Annotated in this window: 11 protein-coding genes; 9 read left to right on the forward strand and 2 right to left on the reverse strand. The window is 43.4% G+C overall.

Going from position 1 to position 11836, the window contains the following annotated elements; genetic code table 11:
* Positions 1-11: 11 nt before the first annotated feature.
* The 8 genes from atpA to glmU all read left to right on the forward strand — a co-directional run bounded on the left by atpA (position 12) and on the right by glmU (position 8144).
* Positions 12-1553: a F0F1 ATP synthase subunit alpha gene (atpA, locus tag DXX94_RS11440; RefSeq protein ID WP_116002221.1), complete on the forward strand. Its 1542-nt coding sequence runs from the start codon at positions 12-14 to the stop codon at positions 1551-1553.
* A 28-nt stretch (positions 1554-1581) separates the two neighbouring features.
* A complete protein-coding gene (gene atpG / locus DXX94_RS11445) occupies positions 1582-2442 on the forward strand; it encodes a F0F1 ATP synthase subunit gamma (protein WP_116002220.1) in 861 nt (286 codons plus the stop codon).
* Positions 2443-2500: 58 nt separating this feature from the next.
* Positions 2501-3886 carry a F0F1 ATP synthase subunit beta gene (gene atpD / locus DXX94_RS11450; RefSeq protein ID WP_116015980.1) on the forward strand — a complete coding sequence of 462 codons (1386 nt, stop codon included), beginning with the start codon at positions 2501-2503 and terminating at the stop codon, positions 3884-3886.
* Positions 3887-3941: 55 nt separating this feature from the next.
* Positions 3942-4364: a F0F1 ATP synthase subunit epsilon gene (locus DXX94_RS11455; RefSeq protein ID WP_116002218.1), complete on the forward strand. Its 423-nt coding sequence runs from the start codon at positions 3942-3944 to the stop codon at positions 4362-4364.
* A 199-nt stretch (positions 4365-4563) separates the two neighbouring features.
* The gene (locus DXX94_RS11460; protein ID WP_116015982.1) at positions 4564-5184 is read left to right on the forward strand and encodes a chemotaxis protein; all 621 of its coding nucleotides are present in this window, start codon (positions 4564-4566) and stop codon (positions 5182-5184) included.
* Positions 5171-5914 (forward strand): MBL fold metallo-hydrolase, encoded by a 744-nt coding sequence (locus DXX94_RS11465; RefSeq protein ID WP_116015984.1) that lies wholly within the window; start codon positions 5171-5173, stop codon positions 5912-5914. The genes DXX94_RS11460 and DXX94_RS11465 overlap by 14 nt, the downstream gene beginning before the upstream one ends.
* Before the next feature lie 143 nt (positions 5915-6057).
* Positions 6058-6639 carry a hypothetical protein gene (locus DXX94_RS11470; RefSeq protein ID WP_147302271.1) on the forward strand — a complete coding sequence of 194 codons (582 nt, stop codon included), beginning with the start codon at positions 6058-6060 and terminating at the stop codon, positions 6637-6639.
* Positions 6640-6770: 131 nt separating this feature from the next.
* A complete protein-coding gene (gene glmU, locus DXX94_RS11475; RefSeq protein ID WP_116015988.1) occupies positions 6771-8144 on the forward strand; it encodes a bifunctional UDP-N-acetylglucosamine diphosphorylase/glucosamine-1-phosphate N-acetyltransferase GlmU in 1374 nt (457 codons plus the stop codon).
* Positions 8145-8246: 102 nt separating this feature from the next.
* Here the strand turns inward: glmU and DXX94_RS11480 are convergent, their stop codons facing one another.
* Positions 8247-9587 carry an alpha/beta hydrolase family protein gene (locus tag DXX94_RS11480; RefSeq protein ID WP_258872154.1) on the reverse strand — a complete coding sequence of 447 codons (1341 nt, stop codon included), beginning with the start codon at positions 9585-9587 and terminating at the stop codon, positions 8247-8249.
* Between the two features lie 105 nt (positions 9588-9692).
* Positions 9693-10847 (reverse strand): murein transglycosylase domain-containing protein, encoded by a 1155-nt coding sequence (locus DXX94_RS11485; RefSeq protein WP_116018475.1) that lies wholly within the window; start codon positions 10845-10847, stop codon positions 9693-9695.
* A 210-nt stretch (positions 10848-11057) separates the two neighbouring features.
* On the opposite strand from DXX94_RS11485, the gene DXX94_RS11490 reads away from it, so the two are divergent.
* Entirely contained in the window at positions 11058-11825 is a 768-nt protein-coding gene (locus DXX94_RS11490; RefSeq protein WP_116015990.1) for a DeoR/GlpR family DNA-binding transcription regulator, read from the forward strand.
* Positions 11826-11836: the final 11 nt, after the last annotated feature.

Below are 11836 nucleotides of genomic sequence, written 5' to 3' on the forward strand. Positions count from 1 at the left end.
GGGAACAGAGCATGCAACTGAATTCCACTGAAATCGCCGAACTGATCAAAAAACGAATTGAACAGTTTGACGTAGTTAGTGAAGCTCGTAACGAAGGTACTATCGTTTCTGTAACTGACGGTATCATTCGCATCCACGGTCTTGCTGATGTAATGCAAGGTGAGATGATCGAACTTCCTGGCAACCGCTACGCAATCGCGCTTAACCTTGAGCGTGATTCAGTAGGTGCGGTTGTGATGGGTCCTTACGCAGACCTAGCAGAAGGCGTAAAAGTTAAAGGTACTGGCCGTATTTTGGAAGTACCAGTAGGTCGTGGTCTTTTAGGCCGCGTAGTTAACACTCTAGGTGAGCCGATTGACGGTAAAGGTCCAATCGACAACGATGGTTTCGCACCAATCGAAGTTGTAGCACCAGGTGTTATCGATCGTAAGTCTGTTGATGAGCCAGTACAAACTGGTATCAAGTCAATTGACTCAATGATTCCAATCGGTCGTGGTCAGCGTGAGCTTATCATCGGTGACCGTCAGGTAGGTAAATCAGCGATCGCATTAGATGCAATCATTAACCAGAAGAACACTGGTATTAAGTCAATCTACGTAGCTGTTGGTCAAAAAGCATCAACTGTAGCTAACGTAGTACGTGCATTAGAAGAGCACGGCGCATTAGAAAACACAATCGTTGTTGTTGCGTCTGCATCAGAAGCTGCTGCACTTCAGTACTTAGCACCATACTCTGGTTGTACAATGGGTGAATACTTCCGTGACCGCGGTGAAGATGCGTTAATCGTATATGATGATTTGTCTAAGCAAGCTGTTGCTTACCGTCAAATTTCATTGCTACTTCGTCGTCCGCCAGGTCGTGAAGCATACCCAGGTGACGTTTTCTACTTGCACTCACGTCTTCTAGAGCGTGCAGCGCGTGTAAACGAAGCTTATGTTGAGCGTTTCACTAACGGTGAAGTTAAAGGCCAAACAGGTTCATTAACAGCTTTACCTATCATTGAAACACAAGCGGGTGACGTTTCTGCATTCGTACCAACCAACGTAATTTCAATTACCGATGGTCAGATCTTCCTAGAGTCGAACTTATTCAACTCAGGTATTCGCCCAGCGGTTAACGCAGGTATCTCGGTATCTCGTGTTGGTGGTGCTGCACAAACTAAGATCATCAAGAAGCTTGGTGGTGGTATCCGTTTAGCATTAGCTCAATACGCAGAATTAGCAGCCTTTGCTCAATTCGCTTCTGATCTTGACGATGCAACTCGTGCACAATTAGAGCACGGTCAGCGCGTTACTGAATTGATGAAGCAAAAGCAATTCAGCCCGCTATCTGTTGCTGAGACAGCTGTATCACTATTTGCTGCTGAAAAAGGCTACTTAAACGATGTTGCAATCAACAAAGTTGTAGACTTCGAAGCTGCATTGTTGTCTTACGTAAACAACGAGCAAGCTGAGTTGATGGCTACTATCAACGAGAAAGGCGACTATAACAAAGATATTGAAGCAGGTTTGGTTAAAGCACTTGATACATTCAAGTCTACGCAAACTTGGTAATAGTTAACTTTTTCGGAGAGAAATAGTCATGTCCGGCGCTAAAGAGATAAAATCGAAGATTGGAAGCGTACAAAATACGCAGAAGATCACCAGCGCAATGGAAATGGTTGCAGCCAGTAAAATGCGTAAAGCGCAAGATGCTATGGCTGCCTCTCGTCCATACGCTGAAAATATGCGAAATGTGATCGGTCACATCGCGCGAGGTAACTTAGAATACCGCCATCCATATATGGAAGAGCGTGAAGTTAAGCGCGTAGGCTATATCGTTGTCTCCACAGACCGTGGTCTTTGTGGCGGCTTGAACATTAATTTATTCAAGCAAGTACTTGCTGATGCCGGTAAATGGCAATCAGAAGGCGCTGAAGTTGAATTTGCGTTAGTTGGCTCAAAAGCTACTGCGTTTTTCAACAACATGGGCGCTAAAGTATCGGCACAAATTTCTGGTCTAGGTGATCGTCCTTCAGTGACTGACCTAGTGGGTTCAGTACGCGTAATGTTGGACGCATACGACAATGGCGAAATTGACAAGCTGTTCGTGGTTTACAACAAGTTTGTAAACACCATGACGCAGCAGCCGACAATCGATCAACTTTTACCTTTGCCTAAGTCAGATGATGACGAAATTAAACACCGTTGGGATTACGTTTACGAACCTGATGCTCAAGTATTACTTGATCAGTTATTAGTTCGTTACACGGAATCGCAAGTGTACCAAGGTGTGGTTGAGAACCTAGCATGTGAGCAAGCTGCTCGTATGGTTGCGATGAAAGCCGCAACTGATAATGCTGGTGACTTAATCGGTGAACTTCAATTGGTATACAACAAGGCACGTCAAGCAAGTATCACACAAGAATTGAGTGAGATTTGTGCCGGTGCTGCCGCGGTTTAATTAAGCAAAGGTTCTTTTATTTAAAAAGTAAATAAGAGCAAAGATTAGAGGATTAAACATGAGTACAGGTAAAGTCGTCCAAATCATTGGCGCAGTTGTGGATGTAGAATTCCCACAAGATGCTGTACCTCAGGTATATGACGCGTTAACAGTAACTGAAGGTGACCTTTCAGGCTTAGTACTAGAAGTACAACAGCAATTAGGCGGTGGCGTAGTACGTGCAATCGCTATGGGTTCATCTGACGGTTTGCGTCGTGGTCTGAACGTAGAAAACACAGGTAATAACATCCAAGTTCCAGTAGGTACTGCAACTTTGGGTCGTATTATGAACGTATTGGGTGAGCCAATTGATGAAGCTGGTCCAATCGGTGAAGAAGAAAGATGGTCTATCCACCGTGAAGCGCCTTCATACGAAGAGCAAGCAGCGGCTAACGAATTGTTAGAGACTGGTATCAAAGTAATCGACTTAGTATGTCCATTTGCTAAGGGTGGTAAAGTTGGTTTATTCGGTGGTGCTGGTGTTGGTAAAACCGTAAACATGATGGAACTTATCCGTAACATCGCGATCGAGCACAGTGGTTACTCAGTATTCGCTGGTGTTGGTGAGCGTACTCGTGAGGGTAACGATTTCTACCATGAAATGAACGATTCAAACGTACTTGATAAAGTATCGCTTGTATACGGTCAAATGAATGAGCCACCGGGTAACCGTCTTCGTGTTGCGATGACCGGTCTTACCATGGCTGAGAAATTCCGTGACGAAGGTCGTGACGTATTATTCTTCGTTGATAACATTTACCGTTACACACTAGCGGGTACAGAGGTATCAGCACTTCTAGGTCGTATGCCATCAGCGGTAGGTTACCAACCGACACTTGCTGAAGAAATGGGTGTACTACAAGAGCGTATTACGTCAACTAAGCAAGGTTCAATCACTTCAATCCAAGCGGTATACGTACCTGCGGATGACTTGACTGACCCGAGCCCTGCAACAACGTTCGCTCACTTAGATGCAACAGTTGTACTTTCTCGTGATATCGCTGCACAAGGTATCTACCCAGCTATCGATCCACTTGACTCTTCATCGCGTCAATTAGATCCATTAGTAGTAGGTAACGAGCACTACGAAATTGCACGTGGCGTTCAAACGACACTACAACGTTACAAAGAACTTAAAGATATCATCGCAATCTTAGGTATGGACGAGCTTTCTGAAGAAGATAAGCAAACTGTTGACCGTGCTCGTAAGATCCAGCGTTTCTTATCTCAACCGTTCTTCGTTGCTGAGGTATTCACGGGTTCTCCTGGTAAGTATGTATCACTTAAAGACACAATTGCTGGCTTTAAAGGCATTCTTGCTGGTGAATACGATGACTTACCAGAGCAAGCGTTCTACATGGTTGGTTCAATCGAAGAAGCTGTAGAGAAAGCTAAATCAATGTAAGGTGTTTAGCCGCTAGCTCTTGAGGCAAAGCGGCTAATCGTTAGGAGGTCAAACAATGGCAGCAATGACTGTAAATTTGAATGTAGTAAGTGCCGAAGAAGCGTTGTTTTCTGGTCGCATTGAATCATTACAAATCACTGGTAGTGAAGGTGAATTGGGTATTATGCCTGGTCACGCACCTTTACTGACCTCACTAAAACCTGGCATGGCTCGCATCGTGAAACAACACGGTGAAGAAGAAGTGATTTACCTTTCAGGCGGTATGCTAGAGGTTCAACCGAATAGCGTTACTGTTTTGGCTGACGTGGCAACACGTGCCGACGACTTAGATGAGCAAGCGGCAGAGCAAGCTAAACAACGTGCTGAAGCGAGTTTAAATACTCAAAGTGGCGACGTTAACTATGCGGAAGCTGCTTCTGAGCTAGCACGCGCTGTTGCTCAACTTCGCGTTATTCAAGCGGCCAAGAAAAAGCTATAAATAGCACTAAGTTTTAGTGAACAAAAACGACTTATTACTCTGTAATAGGTCGTTTTTTTTCTGTAAAAATTGATCTACTACAAGGCGAATTCTCGCGCTTTGTTCTAAAATTTTTAAAAATGCCATTCTTTACATTCACCAATAATAAACTTTTGGAGCTGGTGTTGGGTGTGCTCAAATCTATTAATATTCTGCGTTCATGTCCTCTAAACTGATTAATTACTTTGTCACTACTGCGCTGATAGCTGCAAAGCTCGACAATGCGAATAAGATAGCAAAACAACTATTGCTCACCGCCAGTAATGCGCGAGCTGTTGCATTGCGGGCTGGTGATAGTGCCGCTGGTTTTAAGCCTCTGACTGATTTTATCGATCAACTGGCACGCGTCACGATAGCCTCTTCTAAGCAAATAAATGTGCTCGCTACTCAGCTCAGCCGAGTGTCAGCTAACAAGATGCGCACGGATAACGCTATTTGCCACTTTGAGCGCGCAGATCGCATTGCTACGGATTATGCCTATGTTGAGAGTTTATCTCCTGCTTATGGACGTATTAAGCGCTCAGAACTGGCGTTAAATAACAAATATGTGGGTGAAATATTTCGACTTAATGACGCACTAGATGAGCTTGCGAGAGAACTTCGCACTGCGGTTATCTTAGCAACCTTATCACGTGTTGAAGCGTCGCAAGCAGCATTGTTATATCAAGAATCCTTAAATGGCGTTGCCGACAATGTGGAGTTGTCTGCTCAACAGATAAAAACCTTAATTGAAGAAGCTAAAAAGTTAGCTCAAGAGTTACACCAAGATGCAAACGTATAAAATTTTCGAAAGTAAACACCATCAGTGGCTGGTTTTTGGTCGCGATCCAGAAAAGCCCAATAAAATTATTGATACTAATCAGTATATGGTGGTTACAAAGAATAATGCATTACTGATGGACCCTGGGGGGATCGAGTTGTTCTCGGTGATGTTAGCTGCAATCGTTAAACATGTACCGATTGAAAAAATTACTCATTTATTTGCTTCGCATCAGGATCCTGACATCATTTCATCGCTGGGTTTGTGGGATCAAGCGTTGCCTGATGCAACGCTGCATTCTCCTTGGTTGTGGGAAGGTTTTATCCGCCACTTTGGCATGGACCATATTGAATATAGCCCGATTCCTGATGAAGGCTACCCATTGCGTATTGATGACGCCAACTTAACGTTTATTCCTGCACATTATCTTCATTCCTCAGGTAACTTTAATGTTTACGATGAGGAAGCAAAAATTTTAATGTCTGGTGATATTGGTGCAGCCATTGAATGCGCTGACGCACCGCTGTATGTTGAAAACTTTGACGAGCATTGCCAGAAAATGACTATGTTCCATCAACGTTGGATGCCATCTAATCGCGCCAAAAACGACTGGGTTGAACGAGTTAGTAAACTTGAAATTGATATGATGTGCCCACAACATGGGCGAATTTTTAAGGGAGACGACGTTAAACGTTTTCTTGATTGGTTCTATAAACTGGAAGTAGGAACAGCACTCGCCAACAAGACTTAACACTGTGTAATATAGCCTTCTTTATTTGAAGCGATTCAATTTAAGCATCGCTTTTTTGTGTTTAAAATTAAACAAAACAAAGCAAATTGATAGCTGTTTTCTATAATTAACTGCATCTCATCACTTAGCGAGCGAGCAAGGGAATGATGTCGATTAAAACACTAGCAGTTGGCACTGTGCTGATTATCGCTACTTTAACAAGTGATAAAGTCGGTGCTGACGAAATCAAAGAAGCTATCGATAGCGCATTAAATCATTACCAGAAAGGTGAATATAAAGACGCTATATCTCAACTGCAATATGCCACTTCTCTATTACAGCAGCAAAAAGCAGACAATATCGTTAATATTTTCCCTGAGCCATTGTCAGGCTGGCAAGCAGATCAAGCTGAATCACAAATAGCGGGCGCTATGATGATGGGTGGTGGCATTTCCGCGAACCGTAGGTATACCAAAGATAATCAGTCAATCGAGATAGAACTTATGGTGGATTCGCCAATGCTGCAGACTATGTTGGCGATGTTTAACAATCCTGCCATGATCACCATGAGTGGTAAGCGTTTAACTAAGATTAATGGCAACAATGCTATGTATGATCAAAATGGCAATAACATCGAACTTATCTTTGTGGTTAACAATAATGCATTGTTTACGCTGCGTGGCCGCAATACCAGCAAGCAAGATGTTGAGGCTTATGCAAAAGCAATAAAAATCGATCAGTTATGATTATTCGCTAGCCGTTCGACGCAAAACACCACTATCACATTTACTTAACAGTTTATCGCTACCACTTGGAGTAAAACTCAGTACAATAGCGGCAGTCTTATTTAGTTCGCTTTAACATTAATGGATTAATCATGTCTCTTTCTGTTGTAATTTTAGCTGCGGGTAAAGGTACCCGTATGCGCTCTTCTCTACCCAAAGTGTTACACCCCGTTGCTCATAAACCTATGGTGGGTCACGTCATCGATGCGGCGCGCCGTGTGAATGCCGAAAATATCTATCTGGTTTATGGTTTTGGTGGCGATGTTTTAAAGGCACAAATTTCAGGTGATGATCTTACCTTTGTTGAACAGAAAGAGCAGTTAGGTACTGGTCATGCGGTTGATATGGCCTCACCTCACCTCAAAGACGATGAAGATGTTTTAGTACTTTACGGTGATGTCCCGCTAACGAAAGTGTCAACCTTGCAGCAATTGGTCGCAGCAAAACCGGTTGAAGGTATGGCATTACTGACCGTAAAACTTTCAGATCCGACGGGTTATGGTCGAATTATTCGTGACGGCGAATCTGGCGTTGGTGAAGTAATAGGTATCGTCGAGCAAAAAGATGCCAGCCCAGAGCAATTAACCATTAACGAGTGTAACACTGGGATTTTATTAGCCAATGGTGGTGACTTAAAACGCTGGTTAAGCAACCTTTCCAATGACAATGCTCAAGGCGAATACTATCTAACGGATATTATCGCGATGGCTCACGGTGAAGGTAAACAAATTGCTACTGCTCACCCGGAAACTGAAATTGAAGTGGAAGGTGCAAATAATCGTGTGCAATTAGCGGCGCTTGAGCGTGCTTATCAACAACGAAAAGCCGAGCAACTGATGATTGCTGGTGCAAGCTTACGTGACCCTGCCCGTATTGATGTGCGCGGCGAGCTATTGGTGGGGCAAGAAGTTAAAATCGATATTAACTGCATCTTTGAAGGTCAGGTAGAGCTTGCTGACGATGTCACCATTGGCGCTAACTGTATTTTAAAGAACTGCAAAATTGGTAAAGGAGCGGAAATAAAGCCAAATACCATCATCGAAGATGCCATCATTGGTGAGCTTGCTTCTGCGGGGCCTTTTGCCCGTATTCGCCCTGGCTCTGAGCTTAAACGTGACGCTCATGTTGGCAATTTTGTAGAAATGAAAAAGTCTGTGTTGGGTGAAGGTGCTAAAGCAGGTCACTTAACGTATCTTGGCGATGCTGAAGTGGGCAGTAAAGCCAATATTGGTGCCGGCACGATTACCTGTAACTACGATGGCGTTAATAAATCGAAAACACTTATCGGTGATGGCGCTTTTATTGGCTCAAACGCCTCCTTAGTGGCGCCAGTTACTGTGGGTGAGATGGCAACAACAGCAGCAGGCTCAGTTATTGTTAAAGATGTAGATGCAAATGAGCTTGGTGTTGCTCGCGGTAAACAGCGCAATATCAAAGGCTGGCAACGTCCGACTAAAAAAGACTAATGTTACGCCTAGTTTAAAAGGCTCAGTCTTATGTAAACAAAGGGAGCATTTAGCTCCTTTTGTCGTTTAAGTACTGTTTTTTTTACTCAAATTTTTGCTCGGTTACTTTGCTGATTGAGCGCGATAAAATTCAATACCGGTTGCCCAACGATGCGGTATACCAGGCCAAGCCTCACTGTAGGTCTCTCGATCTAATTTCTTTTGTGTTGATGACTTTGTAGTGGGTAAGTACTCACATTTAACTTTCTTTAGATGACAATCTAGAAACGCTAAGACAAAGTGACGATTAAAACGGGTGAGTTGTTCACTACTCCAACTGGGTTCAAAGTAATGACCTAAATCTATATCGTCTTGATACGCGATTTTAGGCGCAGGGTGCGGCGCAATATTGTGTCGCGCGTTATTGTAGACCAGCAGATAATTATCCTGCGCACTAGTTTGCTGAAAGAGCTTTTTCACGCCATATTCATAGCCTGAAATATCATCTTGATCGCCAGCAACGTATAGGCTTGGCACTGCCAGCTTGCTAAGCGCTGCTGCGCTATGTAGGTTTAGCTCTTGGCCCCAAGGCGCAAACGCGACCATAGCTTGCCAGCTGGTATCTGGTTTTTCCTCACCAGCATTACAAAAATTAAAGGCAGGTGCTAGCGCTTTGGCTTGTTGTTCATTAAACCCTAATGCCTTTAAGCTAGCAGGTGTTACGTCATAACAGCCCCCCACCGTATTGATAGCACCATAGCCGCCCATGGAATAGCCAATAACACCGGCGCGTTTAAAATTGGCAATCTTGCTAATTTCACTTTGCTGCTGGCGGTAATGAGCCAATACAAATTGTTGATCGCGGCTGCGATGTAGCAAGGTAGAAACAAAGCCTGCTGTTGCAGCATTAACTATATCTATTTCTTTCGTGGTCGAGTCGGTATGGTCGATACTAGCAACGACATAACCATGGCTGGCCAAGTGCTCGGCCAAATAAAACATAATAGTGCGATCGCCCGTGTAGCCATGTGAAAGTACAACGAAAGGAAAGTTACCTTGTGATAAAGGCGCAATATCGCGGTACGCGCTTCCTAGTAGTTCAAAAGGCTTGTGTAAACGTGTTACTGCCTTATAGGTCGCCCGATTACCATTGATATTTTCTTCGGCGGGATACCATAACTCTATAGTTAAAGGTCGTTCGTAAGTGCCGTCAAAATCCGTGTGATCAAATGCTGTTGTATTAACAATTTGATCAGTGATAACCCCCACAGTGTATTTTCCTGATTTTGCCAGCTCAGGCATAACACTGGGCTGGCTAGTAAATAGCTGTTCAGCATCGTCCGTTATTAATGGCTCAGCTAATGCCTTACCAAGCGTAGGATTAACGTTTGCCAGTGTTGAAAATGATAGCAATAAGCTAGAAAGTAATAACAGTAGCGCTGTGTTTGTGGATCGAATCATCATCTTTGTCGTTATTATCTTAAATTTGTAATATTAATATTACTTAATTACGAAAAATAAACCTACAAAGATTGGTTAAAAACTAGCTAGCCACAATCTTTATTGGCGTTACTGATATTTTGGCTCGCGACTGGTCACTTTTTTCAAATAGTTGCGCGATTCCGCCCTTGGGTGCTTATTAGTAAGCGCCCAGTAAACGGACTTACTTCCTAACTGATTAATGCGGCTAAACGCGGTATTACGATTACTATGAAAGGTTTTCAACACATTGCCTGTACCGCCATTATAGGCAGAGATGATGGCATAATGTTTACTTTGGTTATTGGTGACCTTTTGTAAATATCTATCGTCAAGAATCGACAAATATGCAGTGCCAATATCAATATTTTGTGCCGGATTAAACAGTACTTGCTTGCTTGGTTGGCCGGGTTTACGTTTAATTTTTTGATAAACGTCACGGCCTGCAGTCGCAGGAACCACTTGCATTAGCCCGTAGGCATTAGCGTGACTCACAGCGAACGGGTTAAAGCTACTTTCCGTTTCAATAATGGCGTAAATCAGAGAAGGGGCAATCTGGTATTTTTTCGACGCTGCGATCACATAGTCGCTAAATTGGTGCTTGCGCAATTTCTGATGATCGGTAACCAAAGTGAAGTTCACTTGGTGCAGAGGCTTTTTACCTAAGCGCTTTTTGATCAGCTTTTGTTTGACTAAGTAATCAGCAAAGCGCCCTGCTCGCCATTGATAGCGAATGGGTTTGTTATCGGTATCAATAACTTGGCGATACAAAAACGGTGTAGTACCTAGTTTCGGCGCATCGCTTGAAAAAATATCGGTATTTGCGGGATCAGCAGGCGTCAGCAAGGTCGTGACAACCGCTTGTTTTAGCATTGCAAGCGGCTGCTTCGTAGCGATGGTTTCAACAGTGACTGAGCCGTTGGTGAAATCGATAATGGCTCTGGCCTGATAATCGTTACTGTACTTTACGTACTTGCGCGTGCTTGGTAGTTTGCTATTGCCCTTTCCCCATTGCTTTTCTACAAACTGCTCCAGCTCTGCTAGCGCTTGTTTGATCTTCGCTACGTCATATTTAATCGCCTGATGGCTTTGCTCTGCTTGCTTAGCAATAGCAGGAATATTCTCAGGATTGGTTTTAATTTGCTTGACCAGTTTTTCGACATGGGCAGGTGAAGACAGGTTCGGTGTAACCTTGCAGCTGGTAAGTAATGTTAATAAAAAAAACGTTATAAATAGTCGAAACATATTGATTGGAAAAAAGTGGCTACGACAAAGCCCCGTTTTACCTTGGCGTTGCGTGAAAAGCCAGTAAAAGCCATATGATCTAACAAAAACATAACTTAGCGTGGGCTTTTTGAACACTTATCAATTTGACAATGTTTTGTTTGTTACTATAATTCTTTCGAAACGAAACTTATTGCTTTGTATTACTCTAATTTTATCCTTTAAAACTTTATGTCCAAAAGAAATACTCAACAGCGCCGTCATATTATTATCAGTGAACTGAATAACCACGGTGAAGTTAGTGTTGATATGCTAGCAAAGCGATTTGCAACTTCAGAGGTTACGATTCGAAAGGATTTAGCCGCTTTGGAAAAAAGTGGCTTACTATTGCGCCGTTACGGTGGCGCAATCGCCCTACCGAAAGAAATTGTTGAATCGAGCTCGGCACAGCTTTCTGTGCAGAAAGCACAAATTGGCAAAGCGGCGGCAAAGCTTATTAAAGATCACTACCGCATTGTTATCGACAGCGGCCGCACGACATCAACTGTGGTGAATCACTTAAGTGACAAAAAAGGCTTAGTAGTGATGACCAATTCACTTAAAGTTGCTGGGCAACTAAACGAATTGGAAAATGAGCCAACATTATTGATGACCGGTGGCACTTGGGATCCCACCTCGGAGTCATTCCAAGGGCAAGTGGCAGAGCAAGTGCTAAAGTCTTATGATTTTGATCAATTGTTTATCGGTGCCGATGGTATTGATATTGATCGCGGTACAACAACCTTTAATGAGTTAGTTGGCTTAAGCAAAACCATGGCGAGTGTCGCACGCGAAGTCATTGTCATGGTGGAGTCGGAAAAAATCGGGCGGCGGATCCCCAATCTAGAACTTGATTGGCAACAGATAAATACGCTGATCACTGACGAGGGCTTGTCGGTGGCAGTAGAGCAAGCATTAACAGCAAAAGGCGTAAAGGTAATTTGCGCCAGCAACAATTAAGGATATTAAAT

The sequence above is a fragment of the Thalassotalea euphylliae genome (assembly GCF_003390375.1).
Taxonomy (GTDB): domain Bacteria; phylum Pseudomonadota; class Gammaproteobacteria; order Enterobacterales; family Alteromonadaceae; genus Thalassotalea_F; species Thalassotalea_F euphylliae_A.